Below are 17,468 nucleotides of genomic sequence, written 5' to 3'. Positions count from 1 at the left end.
CTAAACAACAATGATCTTTTTTCTGAATGCTATAAACTACTCCTCTTCTTGCGGATTAATCTTATAGGTAAAACCTACCCCTAAAACTTCCCTTACCTGAAATGCTTTTACAGCATTATCATCGTAAATGGTTTGAAAAATAAAGTTCGCAGAAAGGTAGTCGTTCACTTTCATATTCAACTTTCCAGTGTAATCCAAATCGACGTTTTGCGGATCTTCCAAATAGTTAGAATATAGGTTAATCATATTTTCAAAAGTCACATTTTCCACAAGGTCAAACTTGGCGTAAGCACTTACCGAAGCACCAAATTCAAAACGCATGGATTTTCCTTGATCTACCCCAAAATAGTCGCCATCTTCATATCCTTCCATGGTGGTAAACCTATCATCTACAAAAATAAAACGTGCAGTGGCCGGTGCAAAATTCACCTTAAAGTTTTCGTTCTTTTTCCACAGCATGCCAGGACCTACTTGCAAATAACCAGGAGACATAAAATGTGTGGTTTCAGTTCTAACGATTTCTGTACCCACTACATTTCCAGTAACTTCATCAAGCACATCTACTTCATCATATTCATAACCTTTAGCAAACTGGGTCCTAAAATTAGCAAAGAAAGAATAGTACCAATTGGAATCATTAATTTCCCATCCTGCAACAGAGTTTACCTCTAAGCGGTCGTTGGTTTTTCTTACATATTCGTCATTCTTCACTTTGGTTAAACCAAAATCACCTAAAAAAGTATTATCCCAAGTAAAATTGCCTTTATTGTAATTCAGGTTGTAACTTATGGTAGCATTTCCTGCATAGTTAGAACTACCTCCTCCTTGCCATTCGGCATTAAAAGCGGCCTGATTAAAAAGTAATGAAAATGTTCCGGTCCCTAACCAACCTTGTTTTGGCTCATCAGATTCATTATCGTCTTGAGCAAAAATAACTTGAGTAAAAAGTAAAATAGGTAAAATGAATAATAGTTTCTTCATAGTGCAAAATTTAATAGTAAAATTGCCTACAAAGTTAATTTATTTCAACAAGTGAATCTTAAAGATTTATTAAATATAAAGTTGAATTACTTCTTCTTTTTAAAAAGTGGCACCGAAGAGCAAGCTTCGCCAAACATAATTGTTTTCACAACCGGTTGAAGTTTTTGTACAATTTGAAGATAAGCATTCTCAGGAACGGGTTTTTTAGAACAGCCTTTTACAATGACAGGCAAATCCCTAAACTCCTCTACTTCAATCTCATTAATGATATCTTGATAGATACTGGTTTCTAATTGCTGAAGGTTTCCCAGAATTACCCTTTTGGCATACGGCTGAAGCTCTGTAGTAATCAACATATAAGCCCAAGCAGGAATAATCGCATCTGAAGAACAAGTAAGCGCCAAATATTTATCTTGGTATTGTGACCAATCGTGTTTTTTTACTTCGGCACGAAAATCTTTCTCCCGAAGTACAAAACCTTCATAAAGCCAGTCTTTAATATCAAAAAGCACACGCTCTCCTTGCGGATAGTACTCTTCTAAATTAAAGGTAACCAATTTGCTGTTGGCTACTCTATTGATAATTTCTTCTGCCATAATTTTAAATTCTGAAATATGCTATTTAAAAAGGTAAAAAGACGTCATTCTGAATTTATTTCAGAATCTCATCAATTTAATAATCAAAACTTTATGAGAACCTGAATCAAGCCCGCCTGCCGGACGTGCAGGTTCAAGTTAACGCAAATTAAACCAAGAAGCTTAATCTTATAACATTCCCAACTCGAGTTTCGCTTCTTCACTCATTAAATCTTGTGACCAAGGCGGGTCGAAAGTCAGCTCTAACTCTACATCGTTCACTTTATTTAATGACTTCACTTTTTCTTCAACTTCTTGCGGAAGGGTTTCTGCTACCGGGCAGTTAGGAGTGGTTAAGGTCATTAAAATTTTTACATCGTAGTCTTCATTTACAAAAACATCATAAATAAGACCTAACTCGTAAATATCTACCGGGATTTCCGGATCGTAAATCGTTTTTAACACCTTTACAATCTTCTCTCCTAACTCTTGAGTATCTATTGTTTCTGCCATTATAAATCCAATTTGTAATTCTATTATATAGTCTGATAATTTAGCGATTGCTTACGAACTATCTGTACAATAATTTATCTCAAGTTACAAAACAGTTGAGACCATCAGAGCGAAAGGTACTGCTAATTTATTCTATACAAAAGTGAAAAATGAGGAAAATTAATCCAGTTTCTAAATTTATCTATGCCATGAACACCTGTTTGCATTGTAGGATTAGGAGTCGAAGAATGCCAGGTAAAAATATCTTTAAATGTTATTTCAACAATCCACTCATCTGCGATAAAAAAGTTCAAGCTAAAATTGAGATAAGATTTCCCGTAATGGGCATCTGTTAAGAAATGCTCATTTAAAAAGTGACCTTTGCGGTTAATGTAATTGTAGTTTAGTCCAATTTCTGAACCAAGGTAAATTTGAGGAATAATTTTTAAAAAATAATATTTCAATTGCCCACCTGCTTTATAATTGTTTTCTCTAATTTTTTCTGAGTCCTTGCTGGTATAGTTTAAATAACCGTAACCAATATGTGGACCTATAAGTAAGCGATTAGCAATCGCAAAATTTAGTTTTGGAATAAGCTGGAAACGAAATGAATTATTAATGGTTTGATTAAAGTAGGATTGCTCACCTATTCTAGCAAGTTCGTTATTTGAAAAATTTAAACCTACCTGCCCTTCAAGCCATATACTACCTTTTTCTAAATATTCATTATCATGTTGCGCATAACTAGCAAATGTAAATAGAACGACCGCAAAAAAAAGTAATGGGTGTTTCATAAAGATCATTGGCTAATTAATAATAGCTTTTTGGTAAGCGTCAGGTATAGCTTTTATTTCTTCTAAATCCATAGTTACAAAAACATATGGTATATTTTCATGATCGCGTAAATGATTAAGGAACATCAGATATTTAGACATAAAATTTTTCATTTTAGAACTATACAAAATAACAGCTGTTATTTCATCTTCAGGAAATGAATAAGTACTTTTATCTTCAATACTTTTTAAAACTAGGTCTTCATACGACTTATTATTATTTAGATATTTTTTAATATCTTCTGCCGTAATAAAATCAAAATTACTACAAGAATTAAGTGGCTTTAAATTGCCATTCCCATTTTCATCTACCATAATTTCATCAATTGAAGTAGAAGTATTTCCTTTTACAAAAGAAATTAAAGATGGCTGCATATTATCTATAAAGTTTGCCGAGGATTCTTTAGAAACATAGTGAAATGATGCTTTAGGTATCTGTAGGTACTCTGCATTTTTTTTCACATAATCTTGAGAAGTTGATGTAGAACTTTTTTCTCCTATTTTAACGCTAAAACAAGAAATAAAAAAGAAACATAAACTTGTTAGGATAAACGATGTATATTTCTTTTTGATGATTATAAAATTTTTCATTTTTATTTAGCTGATTCTATAGCTATAGTATAAGTGTAGTTTCCATTGTCATCAATAACAAGAGGATATTCACCTTCTAAAAAATCTACTTCTCCGTGTGTTCTTCTTTCTGGTACAATAAAATAATCAAAATCAGATGTACTATGAAATTTAGATTTAGCAATATCGGCAGGAAATGTTAACTTAACATTTGAATCATCAATAATTTCAGCTAACATCTTTACTTTTCCTGTTTCTAGATTAATTTCAGGAACAAAAATATCATCTATAGGTTCTTGATAAAATCGAATAATAATCCTTACACAAAAACCAAAATTAAACTTACAATCTAAACTATTTCTTTGAGGCACTTTTAAAAATTCGAATACTAGTTCAAAAGCATTGGTTTCATCAATTCCTTCTACTGCGTCATCATACACTATTTCTGTAGCAGAATTATTTGATTCAATATTATTGCTTATTTTTTCATCTAAATGTGAATTTCCAGAATTAGTCACACGATTCTCAGGATCTTCTGTACTGCAGGAACATAATAATAATAATAGAGATAAAATTAAACTTGAAGTTTGAAGTTTGCATAATTATATATTTTTTATTACTGTTTTAAATATACAAAAAACAATTCTTTCAAACAACATTTATTTTTTTGCCTGATATGCCAAAGCATACATTTTTAATTGTTTGATCATACTTACCAATCCGTTGGCACGGGTGGGTGACAAATGTTCTTTTAACCCGATTTCATCTATAAAATCGGTATTGGCATCTAAAATAGCTTGTGGTTCTTGGTTAGAAAATACCCTGATTAAAATAGCAATAATCCCTTTGGTAATAATCGCATCACTATCGGCTGTGAACACTACCTTCCCGTCTTTCATATCGGCATGAACCCAAACTTTACTTTGGCAACCTTTAATAATATTCTCGTCGGTTTTGTATTGCTCGTCGATTAACGGAAGTGATTTTCCCAGCTCAATCATATATTCGTAACGCTGCATCCAATCATCAAACATTTCGAATTCTTCTACAATCTCTTCCTGTATTTCCTTTATATTACTCAAACTATTTTTTCTTTTTTGCCTCTATTAAAACTTTACCTTCAGCATTAGTGAACTGTAATTTTTTTGCTGAAAACTGATAAGCTGTGGTTTGACGAAGTGCTTCTAAAAAACCATTTTCTGCCTGCATCGCATTTGGACACATTTTTCGAGTAGAAACAACTTGCATAATCTTCAGCTTATTTTCTTCAGCAGTGTTTAAAACACCGCTGTAGTCATTACAACCTGCAAAACCATTAATTCTGTCTTCTCCTAAATTGATATTCATTGTCAATTTAAAATCTTCAACAGACATCTCTCCAACTTTTTCAACAGTATATGCTGCAGTTTCTAATGCCTTAGTTGAATTCTCTTCCGAATCCTTACAACCTATCAAATTGAAAGCTACAAACAATAAAATGAAACCTTTTAATTTCATATCAATAGATTTAAATAGGTTGAAATTTATAAAAATTAAAACTTTTTAGTTCGTTAAGACAACATCACCTTGGCTCTTTTCACTGCCTGAATAAAAGCGTCAATTTCTTCTTTAGTGTTGTAAAAACTAAAGGAAGCTCTTACGGTTCCCGGAATTTTATAATAATCCATAATGGGTTGCGCACAATGATGACCTGTTCTAACGGCAATTCCTAGTTTATCGATAATCGTTCCGATATCATAGGGATGAATTCCTTCAATATTAAATGAAATAACAGCTGTTTTTTCTTTTGAAGTTCCATAAATTTTTACGCCTTCAATTTCCAATAATTGTTCAGTAGCGTAAGTCAACAATTCATGTTCGTAAGCCGCAATGGTTTCAAAGCCTATTGCATTTAAATAATCGATGGCTTTTCCTAAAGCGATTCCACCACAAATATTGGGTGTTCCTGCTTCAAATTTATGAGGTAATCCGGCGTAAGTGGTTTTTTCAAATGTGACTTGATCTATCATCTCACCTCCACCTTGATAGGGCGGAAGTTTCGTTAACCATTCTTCCTTCCCATACAACACTCCTACTCCGGTTGGACCGCACATTTTATGTCCCGAAACTACGTAAAAATCGACATCCAAGGCCTGAACATCAGCTTTAATATGTGGTGCAGCTTGAGCTCCATCAATGAGTACGGCAGCTCCTTTTTGATGCGCTTTCGTAATTATTCTTTCAATATCATTTACTGTTCCTAAAGCATTAGAAACGTGGTTTACAAAAACCAACTTTGTATGCTCTGAAAGTAATTCTTCGTAAGCATCTAGATTCAACTCACCCGATTCTGTCATTGGAATGACTTTTAATGTTGCTCCCGTTTTTTCGCAAAGCATTTGCCAAGGAACAATGTTGGAGTGATGCTCTAAAGCAGAAACAATTACCTCATCGCCTACTTTTAATTCTGAAGCAAAACCATTGGCCACCAAGTTAATTCCGTGTGTGGTGCCTGATGTAAAGATGATTTCTTCTTTTTTCTCCGCATTAAAATGCGCTCTTATAGTTTCTCTAGCTTCTTCGTAAGCATCGGTAGCTTCTTGTGATAAACTATGTACACCACGGTGAATATTGGCGTTGTAGCCTTCGTAATATTCTACAATCGCGTAAATGACTGCTTTTGGGGTTTGTGAGGTGGCTGCATTATCAAAATATACCAGCGGATGCCCATTTACTTTACGTGAAAGTATGGGGAAATCTGCGCGTATTTTTTCTATATCTATTTGGTGACTCATAAATGAGTTGTTTTTATAATAAAGTTGAAATATCTACATTCAAAAGACCATACACACCCAATGTTTTGGCACTGGTTTCGTTATCTTTTAGAATATTAGTAAAGCCATAATCGCCTATCACTTCAAAAGAGAAATGTTTTAAAAATTTTATTCCTGCACCTAATTGCAAACCCAAATTAACAGATGAGTAAAATTCTTTTACATCTAGTTCATCATCTATTTCATTATCAAAAGGATTATCCCCTGATTGCCAAGAAGTGTCTTTCATTGATTCACTATTAGCGCTTAATAAAAAAGAAACTCTAGGACCGCCTAAAAGGTATAATTCGTTATTACTCCCAAGGTTACTTAAAAAATTATATTTTAAAAGTGGCGACACATGAATTTGTTTTTTTTTATGCTTAAGTTCGAAATTCATTGTTTCAGACAACTCCAATATTTGAGATTGATTAGAGCTAAGGTTATAGAGTAAATAATAAGTATCTCCTAGATAATCAAAAGCATAAAACGGACCACCTATTCCACTAGACTCTCTAACATTAACATGATAATTTTCTTCAGAGGAATTAAATAATAAATTAAGTTTTACACTTAACTTTTCGTTAAAGCGATAACTACCAAAAAGACCAATATTTAAATTCAAATGACCATCTTGGTTAGAAGTAAAGTCACCTTCTTTGGTAGAAATACTGTACATATCAACTCCTCCTAAAATTCCATAAGAAAACTCTTGAGCGGTTAGGTTAGTAAAAGTAAAAACTAAAACAACTAGGCTGAATAGTTTTTTCATAAACATAAACTGATTTATAAATCAAAACCTAAGTTTACACTCAGCTTCTCTGCAATCATTTTATTCACGCGTTTTTTAAGTTCGGGTATTTTTACACTTTCCAAGACATCGTTGGCAAAAGCATACATTAACAGTGCTTTTGCTTCTTTTGCAGGAATACCGCGACTTTTTAAATAAAATAAAGCGTCTTTATCTAACTGACCTATGGTACAACCGTGGCTACAAGCTACATCGTCAGCAAAAATTTCCAGTTGTGGCTTGGAGTTACAAGTAGCCTGATCTGTTAACAAAATATTGTTGTTGCTTTGAAAAGCATTGGTTTTCTGAGCTTCTTTTTCTACGTAAACTTTTCCGTTAAAAACACCTGTAGATTTTTCATCAAAAATTCCTTTGTAATCTTGATGACTTTCACAATTAGGCTCAATATGATGAACTAATGTATTATGGTCTACGTGTTGTTTTCCTTCGATAATGGTGACTCCTTTCATCGTAGAATCAATGCGTTCTCCTTTTTGGTAAAATTCTAAATTGTTTCTTACCAGTTTTCCGCCGAAAGAAAAAGTGTGCACTGAGCATAAACTTTCTTGGTGTTGCTCTACAAAAGTATTATCGATTAAGGAAGCGGTTTTTCTATCGTTCTGTATTTTGTAATAATCGACAATCGCTCTTTTTTCAGCAAAAATTTCGGTTACTGAATTGGTAAATACCGGATTATCGTTTAAACTTTGGTGACGCTCGATAATTTGAACTTGCGAATTTTCCCCTACAATTACTAAATTTCTAGGCTGAAGCATCAACGCTGATTCATTACCGGTAGATAGGTTAATAATTTGAATAGGCTTATCTGCCGCTATATTTTTAGGAATATTAATAAAAGCTCCTTCTTTGGAAAAAGCAGTATTCAAATTGTTTAATCCTGAACCTTTAGGGGCTATTTTATTGAAATAATTATCGATAATCGCTTTATACTTTGGCTTGGAAAGCGCTGAAGACATCAAGCATGCGTCAAATTTATCGTGCGTGGTTTGCGATAAATATGAGGAGTAGATCCCATCGATAAAAACAATGTTATAGGAATCTATATCGTTCGCTAAATATTGTTTAACGTCTTTATAATCTAACGTATCTTCTTTCTTGGGAAAAAGGCTATAATCTTCCTTTAATAATGATTTGAGGGAAGTATATTTCCATTCTTCATCTTTTCTTGAAGGGAAACCTACCGTTTCAAAATTTTTAATGGCCTCGCTTCGTATATCGTGTATTTCGCTATCGGTATCTACTTGCTCTTCAAAAGCAAAATAAGAAGAGATTAATTTTTCTTTTAAATCCATAGGGTTACTTTTTAATTCAATTCAACATTAATCTAAAAGAAGTTTACAGCGCTTTGGCTTCTTCTTTTAACCAATCGTAACCTTGCTCTTCTAATTTATGAGCCAATTCTTTTCCGCCTGATTTTACAATTTTACCATTTAGTAAAACGTGAACGTAATCGGGCACGATATAATTGAGTAAACGCTGGTAGTGAGTAATCACTAATACCGCATTATCTTTAGTTCTTAATTTATTAACTCCGTTAGAAACAATTCTAAGCGCATCGATATCTAACCCAGAATCGGTTTCATCTAAAATGGAAAGCTTTGGCTCTAACATAGCCATTTGAAAAATCTCGTTACGTTTTTTCTCTCCGCCCGAAAATCCTTCGTTAAGCGAACGGGACAAAAATTTTCTGTCCATATCCAACAGCGCAGATTTTTCACGAATTTTCTGAAGCATGTCTTTGGCAGGCATTTCTTCTAAGCCTTGTGCTTTGCGGGTTTCGTTAATCGCAGTTTTCATAAAGTTAGTGACAGAAACACCAGGAATTTCTACCGGATACTGAAAAGAAAGGAATACCCCTTTGTGTGCTCTTTCATCTGCTTCCAGTTCTGAAATATCTTCATTTTCAAAAATGATTTCTCCTTCCGTTTGCTCGTATTCTTCTTTTCCCGCTACAACAGATGCCAAGGTACTTTTACCAGAACCATTAGGCCCCATAATTGCGTGAACTTCACCGGGATTAATTTCTAAATTTATTCCTTTTAATATTTCTTTGCCCTCTACACTTGCGTGCAAATTTTTTATCTTTAACATATCTTCTTTTTAACTTTATTCTCCTTTTACTTTGATTGCAGGTTCTGCAGTAGGCTTTTCTACTTTTATGATTTCTTTAATCTCTACAATCTTTTCCCAACCATCTTTATCTGGATTATTTTTTACCTTCCCTTTTAAAATTACCGGGACCATATCGTAATCTTCACGTTTTAAAGGCTTCACCTTTTCTGCGAGTTCTTTTGCTTTTTCATCCAATTGAACTCCGTAAATAAAATCGTTTCCTTTTAAAACAGCGGCTTCATCGGTATAAATAAATTCTCCTCTCAAGGTGAATTCTCCTTTTTTATTGATAGCGTTTTGCAATTCTACAGTTTCCACAGCTTTTTCTTCTGTAGCTTCAGAATCTTTACTTTCATTTTTGCAACTCACCATAAGGGTTGCCACTGCCATTAGGCCGATTACGATTTTTTTCATTTTTTAAATTTTATCCTACTGAACCTTCTAATGATATTTCTAATAGTTTTTGCGCTTCTACGGCAAACTCCATTGGTAGTTTATTTAATACTTCTTTACTAAACCCATTAACGATTAAAGCAATTGCCCTTTCGGTATCTATCCCACGTTGGTTACAGTAAAAAATTTGATCTTCTCCAATTTTACTGGTGGTCGCCTCGTGCTCTACTTGTGCGCTTTGGTTTTTAACTTCAATGTAAGGGAAAGTATGTGCTCCACATTTATTACCCATTAATAAAGAATCACATTGTGAGAAGTTTCTAGCGTTCTCTGCTCGTTTATTAATCTGAACTAATCCGCGGTAAGAGTTTTGTGATTTTCCGGCAGAAATACCTTTGGAAATAATTGTACTCCTAGTGTTTTTCCCTAAGTGAATCATTTTAGTACCGGTATCTGCCTGCTGATAGTTGTTGGTAACTGCAATAGAGTAAAATTCTCCGATGGAATTATTCCCTTTTAACACACAGCTTGGATATTTCCAAGTAACAGCTGATCCTGTTTCTACCTGCGTCCAACTAATTTTTGCATTGTCTTCGCATAAACCTCGCTTGGTCACGAAATTGAAAACTCCTCCTTTTCCTTCTTTAGTTCCAGGAAACCAGTTCTGCACAGTGCTGTATTTAATTTCTGCGTCATCTAAGGCGATGAGCTCTACTACCGCTGCGTGCAATTGATTTTCATCACGCGTAGGAGCGGTACAACCTTCTAAATAACTTACATAGCTTTCTTTATCGGCTACCACCAAAGTTCTTTCAAACTGACCAGTTCCTGCTTGATTAATTCTGAAATAAGTAGAAAGTTCCATTGGGCATCTTACGCCTTTTGGAATGTAACAAAAAGAACCGTCACTAAATACTGCTGAATTTAAAGCGGCATAGAAGTTATCGGTTTTCGGAACCACGGTCCCTAAATATTTTTTAACTAATTCAGGATGTTCTTGAATTGCTTCTGAAATGGAACAAAAGATAATTCCTTTTTCAGCCAATGTCTTTTTAAAAGTGGTGGTTACCGAAACAGAATCCATTACGACATCTACGGCAACACCGGCAAGCTTTTTCTGTTCATCTAAAGAAATTCCAAGTTTTTTAAACGTATCTAACAACTCGGGATCAACCTCATCTAAACTATCGTATTTCGGTTTTTTATTAGGTGCCGAATAATAAGATATATTTTGAAAATCTGGTTTTGGATAATTTACATTGGCCCAATCAGGTTCTTCCATTTCTTTCCACACCCGAAAAGCTTCCAAACGCCATTCGGTCATCCACTCAGGCTCATTTTTCTTCTTAGAAATTGCCCTCACGATATCTTCATTCAAACCAACGGGAAAGGTATCAGATTCTATATCGGTATAAAATCCATACTCATACTCTTTGGTTTCGAGCTCTTTCTTTAAATCATCTTCAGTATATGCCATAATTTCTTTTTCAATTCAATAGTTAAAATTCAAAATTGTTTGAATTTATGCTTTCATTTTTTAAAGCGAAAAACTTTCTCCGCAGCCACATGTTCTTTGCGCATTTGGATTGTTAAACACAAATCCTTTTCCATTTAAACCTCCGGAATATTCCAATATGGTTCCCACCAAGTATAAAAAGCTGCGTTTATCTACCAATATTTTTATTTGGTTATCTTCAAAAAGTTTATCTTCTTCAACTTGTTCTTTATCAAATTTTAAATCGTAAGAAAGACCGGAACAACCTCCGCTCTTAACTCCCACACGCACATAATCTTGCACCGCATCAAAACCTTCTTCAGTCATTAACTGAGCTAGTTTCTTTCTTGCATCGTCACTTACTTTTATCATAACGTTTTTTCTTATTTTGCAAATATACCATTTAGTCTTGTGAATACCATATAAGTAAAGATTATTCTAATTTATAAAATTATCACGAAATGTTATAGATAGATTATCCAAAACAGATCGGCATTCATCCAGTACATTTGTCGAAAATCATCCATAAAACTGACGAATATCTACTATTAATAATTCTTTAAAATTCGATTTCTGAAAACTTCCTAACTACTTAAAAGTTCATATTTCCACATAAAATAACGTAGCTTTGCAATTTGAAAGCTGAAAGACTATGTTTGATAATAAAGAAAGTAAAACTGACTTATCTGAATTAGGTGAATTTGGATTAATAGATCACCTCACTCGCTACTTAACCATCAATCAACCATCCACTAAAATAGGAATTGGCGACGATGCCGCAGTTCTAAATTTTGAAGGAGACCAAACTGTAGTCACTACCGACCTTTTGGTAGAAGGCGTGCATTTTGATTTATCATTTATGCCTTTAAAGCATTTAGGCTACAAAGCTGTGATGGTGAACCTTTCTGATGTGTATGCGATGAATGCTGAAGCTACTCAAATTACAGTTTCTATTGCGGCTTCCAATAGATTTCCTGTTGAAGCTTTGGAAGAATTATATGCCGGAATTCAATTAGCCGCTGAAATTTACAAAGTAGATGTAGTGGGCGGTGACACAACTTCTTCTACTTCCGGATTAATGATTAGTATTACCGCACTGGGAAAAGCTACACCAGAAAAAATCACTACGAGAAGCGGAGCAAAACCAAATGATTTATTAGTGGTTTCGGGTGATTTAGGAGCAGCGTATATGGGATTACAGGTTTTAGAACGCGAGAAGCAAGTGTTTAAAGCCAACCCAAACGCACAACCCGATTTAGACGCTTACACTTATATTGTTGAACGACAACTAAAACCGGAAGCTCGAAAAGATATTCCTGAATTATTTAACGCTTTAGAAGTACAACCAACTTCGATGATCGACATTAGCGATGGACTTTCTTCGGAAGTGATTCATCTTTGTAAGAATTCAAAAGTGGGTGCCAATATTTTTGAAGAGAAAATACCGCTAGATCCGACAGTAATTTCTGTTTGTGAAGAGTTTAATATCGATAGTACGATGGTGGCTTTAAGTGGCGGAGAAGATTATGAACTTTTATTCACGATCGATCAAAAAGATTACGACAAAATAAAAGGCAATCCTCATTTAACGGTCATCGGTCATATGACGGAAGAAAAAGAAGGAATGCACCTCATCACCCGAGCTAACCAAAAATTACCTATACAATCTCGTGGATGGAATTCTTTTGATGATGCAAAAGATGAAGAATAGAATTTAAGAGTATTATTTATAAATAAAGTCCTGCTGTAAAGTGGGATTTTTTATTTCTTCAAATTCTTAATTGCTGCAAAGGCCTGTTCTACTAAATCTTCTTCTACTAAAACCGTAAACTCGTTCGTGGTAGAAACCACTTCATACAAAGCAATATTTTGCCAAGCCAGGTGTTTAAAAAGCTGATAGTACAAACCGGCTACTTTTACATTATCCTGTGGTAATTGTACACTCACCGCAGCTAAACCTTCTCTTTGAATAATCAAATTCTCTTCTTTAAAAAAAGAATTCACTTTAGCAGTCTCCGATCCGGAAATCATAATATTACTTTCTAAAATTCCGCGGGTAAAGGCATAAAACAAATGGGTATTATCAGAAACATAAGTCAGTAGTTTCCCGTGGCAAGTCACCAAGGTACTGGTATTTTTAAAGGTAAAAGCAGAAATATTGGAGCGTACCGTAATATCTCCCAATCTTTGAAAAGCTTTTTTTACTTTTATATTGTTACTCACCCCTACCGGAACTTTATACCTTCGTAAAGCCATCATAATGGCACCTGTCTTTACCGGTTTTTTTAAAATTACTGAAATTTCATCTTGTAATTCTTCAGCCAATGCGCTAAAATTGATAATATTTCGCTGTAAAGCATCTTCTAAAAAAGGTTGCGTTTTTAAAATCTGTTCTACACTCTGAGCTACGGTTTTCATTTTGTTAATTATTTAACTTCTTGTGTAAATTTAGTAAAATTTACACATTTTTAAGGTAAACCATTCCCACTCAATTACATTCGGTAAAAATTAAACTAAAAATGAAAGTTTTAAAATTTGGAGGAACTTCAGTAGGAAGCATTGCCAATATTCAAAATGTAAAAGAAATTATTAACGATGGGGAGCCCAAGATTGTGGTTCTATCTGCAATGAGTGGTAGCACCAACAAGTTAGTAGAACTTTCTCAGCATATAAAAACCAATCAAGTTGAAGAAAGTAGAGCTCTCATTTACCAATTAGAACAAAAATATTTAGCGGCGGTTTCCGGTTTAATCAAAGGTGAAGAGAGAACCGAAACCATCAAAAAGTATATTTATTCCCTTTCTCAACAACTTCAGTATTTTGTAGAACAGCAAATTAGTAATTACAATGAAATTGTTGCTCAAGGAGAACTTTTTTCAACCTATTTGGTGAATCACTTTTTGCAAGAACAAGGAGTGGCTTCTTCATTGATTCCTGCACTGGATTTTATGCGAATAGATAAAGAAAAAGAACCTGATTACTTCTATATTCAACAGAACCTTAACCGAATTTTAAAAGAAAATCCCAATCAACAAATTTACATTACCCAAGGTTTTATTTGCTTAAGTAACGAAGGAAACATAAGCAACCTTAAACGCGGTGGCAGTGATTATACGGCAAGCATTATCGGCGCGGCAATCAGGGCGGAGGAAGTACAGATTTGGACAGATATCGATGGATTTCATAATAACGACCCCCGAATCGTGCACAACACCAAATCTATTGCACAACTTTCGTTTGACGAAGCTGCTGAACTAGCTTATTTCGGAGCTAAAATACTTCACCCACAAACCATATTACCGGTTAGAAACCTAGCTATACCCGTACGTTTAAAAAACACTAATTTACCGGAAGCTGAAGGAACTTTAATTTCTAATCAAATCATAGGTGAAGGCATCAAAGCTATTGCTGCTAAAGATGAAATTACCGCTATTAAAATTAAATCTGAGCGAATGCTGTTGGCGCATGGATTTCTAAAAAAAGTATTTGAGATTTTTGAAAAATACGAAACAGCCATCGATATGATTACCACTTCAGAAATTGCCGTTTCCTTAACTATCGATGATAAAACCTACTTGAATGAAATCACTTCAGAATTACTAAAATTTGCCCAAGTAGAAGTGGAAGAAAATAAAAGTATCGTTTGCTTAGTGGGTAATCATATTATTCATCACGAAACCACCCCGCAATTATTTCAAATTTTACAAGATGTAAATGTAAGAATGATTGCTTATGGCGGTAGCAATAATAATATTTCTTTACTTGTAAGCACCGAAGATAAACCCCAAACCCTAAAAATGCTTAATGATTACGTCTTTAAGCTAACACCAACTATTGCTTAATTTATTTGAAGTAAATGCTTGCTGAAAAGACTGTCTTAGGGCAGTCTTTTTTATTTAAAGAATCTTTTTCAATTCTTCTGTCAATTCCTCTTGGTTTTCTAGATAACTCATATGTCCGCCTTCAAAACAAATAAAGGTTGAATTTGTTTTTTCTGCGATAGCTTGAATCTCTGTAAAAGGCACCACCGGATCGTTTTTACCTGCAATAATTACTTTTTTGCCTGAATATTGTTGAAGAATAGCTGTTCTGTCTTTTCGGTTTTTTAAACCTTCCACAGAAGCGATGATGTTCTCTTCCGGAAGCTGAATGGCTTCTTCTACCAAAACATGAATTTCATTTCTTAATTTATTGCGGTTAGCATCGGTAAACAGGTTTTTAATAGCCATACTTATAAAGGCTTGTTTATTTTGCTTTACCAAACGTTTGGCGCGATCCCGATTTTCTTTTCGCTCTTCAGAATCGGCTACCGTAGTCGAATTCAATAAAATTAATTTTTCTATTTTCTGCGGAAATTTTTCAGCAAAGGCCAACACCACATAGCCTCCCATAGAATGGCCAATAAACGAAGCCTTTTCAACTTTCATTTCAGCTAAAACTGCATTTACCGTTTCTGCCATGGTTTCCATGGAATGGATATACCCCAACTTATCGGTTTTTCCATGTCCAAGTAGATCGATCGTAATAACTTGATGGGTTTCTTTAAAAGCCGAAACTATATTTTTCCAAATGGAAGAACTTTCTAAAAATCCGTGTAATAAAACGATTGTTTTACCTTTACCTTCAACAGTAAAAGCAATTTGTATATTTTTGTAGGAGATATATTCTTGCATAACGCAAAAATATAATTTCAAGATAAAAAAAGCGTCATTCTGAATTTATTTCAGAATCACATCCTTTTACGATAAGAACCTTAAACAACACTTCGACTCCGCTAGAGGGACAGTTCAGGTTGACGTATTTATTTTATTTTAAATAGCTTTTAAAACAAATTATTCAATTTACACTTTCATGAAAAAAACAAACTTCCTTTTTCTTTTTGGTATTCTTATTTCCATAAGTCTTTCAGCACAGATTAAAAATCGCAAACTCGATAAAGTCATTCAAAATTCTATAGAAACTTTTGATGTTCCCGGTATTTCGGTAGGGATCATTAAAGATGGTGAAATTGTTTATGCAGAAGGTCATGGCGTTCGTTCTCTTAAAAACAACCAACCGATGACCAAAGAAACCCTAGTGGGTATTGCTTCTAACAGTAAAGGTTTTACTTGTTTTTCATTAGCGATGCTAGTAGATGAAGGAAAAATGGATTGGGACGATAAAGTGCGAAAATACATTCCTGAATTTCAAATGCCTGATGCTTTTGTTACTGAAGAATTCACCATTCGTGATTTAGTCACCCACCGAAGTGGTTTAGGACTTGGTGCCGGTGATTTGATGTTTTTTCCTGAAGGAAGCGATTTTACCGTTGACGATGTGATTGCCAATATGAGCAAGCAAGACAAGAAAAGTGCTTACCGCAGTTCATTTAAATACAACAATAACATGTTTATCATCGCCGGGGAAGTGATTCGCCGTGTTAGTGGATTAACTTGGGAAGTATTTGTGGAGCAACGCATTATGAGACCTGTTGGAATGAAAGACAGCAAAGCTTCTTACAAGCGGTTAACCGACAAATCGAATATTATTGATGCGCATACCAGAACCGAAGGCAAAGTGATTCAAATTCCGCACGATTGGAACGAACTTGCGAATCCTGCCGGTGGAATTATGAGCAATGTTTCTGATATGCTTACCTGGGCTGAGTTTTTAATGAATGATGCCGTTACCAAAGATGGAGAACGTTTATTAAGCAAAGAACAAATGTACAATTTATGGCAATTACAAAATCCACTTCCTGTGCGAAAAGACAATGATTATAACACGCATTTTTCTGGTTATTCCTTAGGTTGGTTTGTGAGTGATGTAAAAGGCGGTTACAAACAAGTTACCCATACCGGAGGATTATTGGGAACAGTTACTCAATTCACCATGATTCCCGAATTAGAATTAGGAATTGTGGTACTTACCAATCAAATGTTGGGAAGTGCATTTAGCTCGATTACCAATACGATTAAAGATAGTTATTTAGGATACGAAAATCGAAATTGGGTAGAAAAATACGGTAAGAAAAATGAAAAATGGATTTCTTATAACGATAGCATTAAAAAAGCGGTTTACCAACAAGTTGAAGAAATGGAGAAAAAAACTGCGCTGGAAGCTTCACAAATTACCGGAACTTACGAAGATGATTGGTTTGGCGATATCACGATTGAAGAACAAGGCGATGAACTTAGGATTACCTGTGAACGTTCTACGCAATTAAAAGGAGTATTACTTCCGTACAATCTAACCACTTATGTTGCCAAATGGGATAATCGCAGTTTTGATGCCGATGTATTTGTATTGTTTTCCTTAAACGAAGAAGGACAAGCAGTAGAGGCTAAAATGAAACCTATCGCTCCTGTTACCGACTTTAGTTTCGATTTTGGTGACTTGCATTTTTATAGTTCCGAAGAGTAGTTAGATTGAAAA

The 17,468-nt window shown here is 34.4% G+C and carries 20 protein-coding genes; 3 read left to right on the top strand and 17 right to left on the bottom strand.

All coding sequences use genetic code 11. The features are described from left to right. Positions 1-36 precede the first annotated feature (36 nt). From FVB9532_RS09490 to FVB9532_RS09420, 15 genes are all read right to left on the bottom strand, one after another. Complete coding sequence (locus FVB9532_RS09490; RefSeq protein WP_150544977.1) at positions 37-981, bottom strand: DUF3078 domain-containing protein; 945 nt, start codon at positions 979-981, stop codon at positions 37-39. An 86-nt stretch (positions 982-1,067) separates the two neighbouring features. Beyond that, positions 1,068-1,577: a DUF2480 family protein gene (locus FVB9532_RS09485; protein ID WP_150544976.1), complete on the bottom strand. Its 510-nt coding sequence runs from the start codon at positions 1,575-1,577 to the stop codon at positions 1,068-1,070. Positions 1,578-1,745: 168 nt separating this feature from the next. Then, positions 1,746-2,069, bottom strand: a complete 324-nt coding sequence (locus FVB9532_RS09480; RefSeq protein ID WP_150544975.1) for an SUF system Fe-S cluster assembly protein — start codon at positions 2,067-2,069, stop codon at positions 1,746-1,748. Positions 2,070-2,191: 122 nt separating this feature from the next. Further along, positions 2,192-2,842, bottom strand: a complete 651-nt coding sequence (locus tag FVB9532_RS09475; protein ID WP_150544974.1) for a hypothetical protein — start codon at positions 2,840-2,842, stop codon at positions 2,192-2,194. A 12-nt stretch (positions 2,843-2,854) separates the two neighbouring features. Next, positions 2,855-3,472 carry a hypothetical protein gene (locus tag FVB9532_RS09470; protein ID WP_150544973.1) on the bottom strand — a complete coding sequence of 206 codons (618 nt, stop codon included), beginning with the start codon at positions 3,470-3,472 and terminating at the stop codon, positions 2,855-2,857. Positions 3,473-3,474: 2 nt separating this feature from the next. Continuing rightward, on the bottom strand, positions 3,475-3,969 hold the full coding sequence (locus tag FVB9532_RS09465) for a hypothetical protein (protein ID WP_150544972.1): 495 nt from the start codon (positions 3,967-3,969) through the stop codon (positions 3,475-3,477). A gap of 141 nt (positions 3,970-4,110) precedes the next feature. Then, entirely contained in the window at positions 4,111-4,533 is a 423-nt protein-coding gene (locus FVB9532_RS09460; RefSeq protein WP_262714389.1) for a SufE family protein, read from the bottom strand. A gap of 1 nt (position 4,534) precedes the next feature. Continuing rightward, complete coding sequence (locus FVB9532_RS09455) at positions 4,535-4,948, bottom strand: META domain-containing protein (RefSeq protein WP_150544971.1); 414 nt, start codon at positions 4,946-4,948, stop codon at positions 4,535-4,537. 53 nt (positions 4,949-5,001) lie between these two features. Next, a complete protein-coding gene (locus FVB9532_RS09450) occupies positions 5,002-6,225 on the bottom strand; it encodes an aminotransferase class V-fold PLP-dependent enzyme (RefSeq protein WP_150544970.1) in 1,224 nt (407 codons plus the stop codon). A 13-nt stretch (positions 6,226-6,238) separates the two neighbouring features. Next, positions 6,239-7,015, bottom strand: a complete 777-nt coding sequence (locus tag FVB9532_RS09445) for a porin family protein (protein ID WP_194716520.1) — start codon at positions 7,013-7,015, stop codon at positions 6,239-6,241. A gap of 14 nt (positions 7,016-7,029) precedes the next feature. Beyond that, positions 7,030-8,346, bottom strand: coding sequence for a Fe-S cluster assembly protein SufD (gene sufD, locus FVB9532_RS09440; protein WP_150544968.1), 1,317 nt, complete (start codon positions 8,344-8,346; stop codon positions 7,030-7,032). A 43-nt stretch (positions 8,347-8,389) separates the two neighbouring features. Beyond that, entirely contained in the window at positions 8,390-9,145 is a 756-nt protein-coding gene (gene sufC / locus FVB9532_RS09435; protein WP_150544967.1) for a Fe-S cluster assembly ATPase SufC, read from the bottom strand. A 15-nt stretch (positions 9,146-9,160) separates the two neighbouring features. Next, positions 9,161-9,580: a hypothetical protein gene (locus FVB9532_RS09430; protein ID WP_150544966.1), complete on the bottom strand. Its 420-nt coding sequence runs from the start codon at positions 9,578-9,580 to the stop codon at positions 9,161-9,163. Between the two features lie 10 nt (positions 9,581-9,590). After that, on the bottom strand, positions 9,591-11,036 hold the full coding sequence (gene sufB / locus FVB9532_RS09425) for a Fe-S cluster assembly protein SufB (RefSeq protein ID WP_150544965.1): 1,446 nt from the start codon (positions 11,034-11,036) through the stop codon (positions 9,591-9,593). 60 nt (positions 11,037-11,096) lie between these two features. Next, positions 11,097-11,426 carry a HesB/IscA family protein gene (locus FVB9532_RS09420; RefSeq protein WP_150544964.1) on the bottom strand — a complete coding sequence of 110 codons (330 nt, stop codon included), beginning with the start codon at positions 11,424-11,426 and terminating at the stop codon, positions 11,097-11,099. A 280-nt stretch (positions 11,427-11,706) separates the two neighbouring features. Between FVB9532_RS09420 and thiL the strand changes: the two genes are divergently transcribed. Beyond that, the gene (thiL, locus tag FVB9532_RS09415; RefSeq protein WP_150544963.1) at positions 11,707-12,765 is read left to right on the top strand and encodes a thiamine-phosphate kinase; all 1,059 of its coding nucleotides are present in this window, start codon (positions 11,707-11,709) and stop codon (positions 12,763-12,765) included. Positions 12,766-12,815: 50 nt separating this feature from the next. Here the strand turns inward: thiL and FVB9532_RS09410 are convergent, their stop codons facing one another. Continuing rightward, positions 12,816-13,472: a hypothetical protein gene (locus tag FVB9532_RS09410; protein ID WP_150544962.1), complete on the bottom strand. Its 657-nt coding sequence runs from the start codon at positions 13,470-13,472 to the stop codon at positions 12,816-12,818. A gap of 101 nt (positions 13,473-13,573) precedes the next feature. Here FVB9532_RS09410 and FVB9532_RS09405 point away from each other — a divergent pair, with 101 nt between their 5' ends. Beyond that, positions 13,574-14,896 (top strand): aspartate kinase, encoded by a 1,323-nt coding sequence (locus FVB9532_RS09405; protein WP_150544961.1) that lies wholly within the window; start codon positions 13,574-13,576, stop codon positions 14,894-14,896. Positions 14,897-14,950: 54 nt separating this feature from the next. On the opposite strand, the gene FVB9532_RS09400 is transcribed toward FVB9532_RS09405, so the two are convergent. Further along, positions 14,951-15,727 (bottom strand): alpha/beta fold hydrolase, encoded by a 777-nt coding sequence (locus tag FVB9532_RS09400; protein WP_150544960.1) that lies wholly within the window; start codon positions 15,725-15,727, stop codon positions 14,951-14,953. Positions 15,728-15,905: 178 nt separating this feature from the next. Between FVB9532_RS09400 and FVB9532_RS09395 the strand changes: the two genes are divergently transcribed. Further along, complete coding sequence (locus FVB9532_RS09395; protein WP_150544959.1) at positions 15,906-17,456, top strand: serine hydrolase; 1,551 nt, start codon at positions 15,906-15,908, stop codon at positions 17,454-17,456. Positions 17,457-17,468: the final 12 nt, after the last annotated feature.

Origin of the sequence: Mesonia oceanica, assembly GCF_902499555.1 — a bacterium.
Lineage (GTDB): Bacteria > Bacteroidota > Bacteroidia > Flavobacteriales > Flavobacteriaceae > Mesonia > Mesonia oceanica.
Note: the sequence above shows the minus strand (reverse complement) of the source record. Positions and strands in the feature narration are given on the sequence as shown.

Excerpts from the sequence above, each read along its gene's own strand:
- thiL (WP_150544963.1), top strand. The coding sequence starts at position 11,707 with ATGTTTGATAATAAAGAAAGTAAAACTGACTTATCTGAATTAGGTGAA.
- FVB9532_RS09480 (WP_150544975.1), bottom strand. The coding sequence starts at position 2,069 with ATGGCAGAAACAATAGATACTCAAGAGTTAGGAGAGAAGATTGTAAAG.
- FVB9532_RS09410 (WP_150544962.1), bottom strand. The coding sequence starts at position 13,472 with ATGAAAACCGTAGCTCAGAGTGTAGAACAGATTTTAAAAACGCAACCT.
- FVB9532_RS09450 (WP_150544970.1), bottom strand. The coding sequence starts at position 6,225 with ATGAGTCACCAAATAGATATAGAAAAAATACGCGCAGATTTCCCCATA.
- FVB9532_RS09420 (WP_150544964.1), bottom strand. The coding sequence starts at position 11,426 with ATGATAAAAGTAAGTGACGATGCAAGAAAGAAACTAGCTCAGTTAATG.
- FVB9532_RS09405 (WP_150544961.1), top strand. The coding sequence starts at position 13,574 with ATGAAAGTTTTAAAATTTGGAGGAACTTCAGTAGGAAGCATTGCCAAT.
- FVB9532_RS09400 (WP_150544960.1), bottom strand. The coding sequence starts at position 15,727 with ATGCAAGAATATATCTCCTACAAAAATATACAAATTGCTTTTACTGTT.
- FVB9532_RS09470 (WP_150544973.1), bottom strand. The coding sequence starts at position 3,472 with ATGAAAAATTTTATAATCATCAAAAAGAAATATACATCGTTTATCCTA.
- sufD (WP_150544968.1), bottom strand. The coding sequence starts at position 8,346 with ATGGATTTAAAAGAAAAATTAATCTCTTCTTATTTTGCTTTTGAAGAG.
- sufB (WP_150544965.1), bottom strand. The coding sequence starts at position 11,036 with ATGGCATATACTGAAGATGATTTAAAGAAAGAGCTCGAAACCAAAGAG.
- FVB9532_RS09490 (WP_150544977.1), bottom strand. The coding sequence starts at position 981 with ATGAAGAAACTATTATTCATTTTACCTATTTTACTTTTTACTCAAGTT.
- FVB9532_RS09475 (WP_150544974.1), bottom strand. The coding sequence starts at position 2,842 with ATGAAACACCCATTACTTTTTTTTGCGGTCGTTCTATTTACATTTGCT.
- FVB9532_RS09395 (WP_150544959.1), top strand. The coding sequence starts at position 15,906 with ATGAAAAAAACAAACTTCCTTTTTCTTTTTGGTATTCTTATTTCCATA.
- sufC (WP_150544967.1), bottom strand. The coding sequence starts at position 9,145 with ATGTTAAAGATAAAAAATTTGCACGCAAGTGTAGAGGGCAAAGAAATA.
- FVB9532_RS09445 (WP_194716520.1), bottom strand. The coding sequence starts at position 7,015 with ATGAAAAAACTATTCAGCCTAGTTGTTTTAGTTTTTACTTTTACTAAC.
- FVB9532_RS09485 (WP_150544976.1), bottom strand. The coding sequence starts at position 1,577 with ATGGCAGAAGAAATTATCAATAGAGTAGCCAACAGCAAATTGGTTACC.
- FVB9532_RS09455 (WP_150544971.1), bottom strand. The coding sequence starts at position 4,948 with ATGAAATTAAAAGGTTTCATTTTATTGTTTGTAGCTTTCAATTTGATA.
- FVB9532_RS09430 (WP_150544966.1), bottom strand. The coding sequence starts at position 9,580 with ATGAAAAAAATCGTAATCGGCCTAATGGCAGTGGCAACCCTTATGGTG.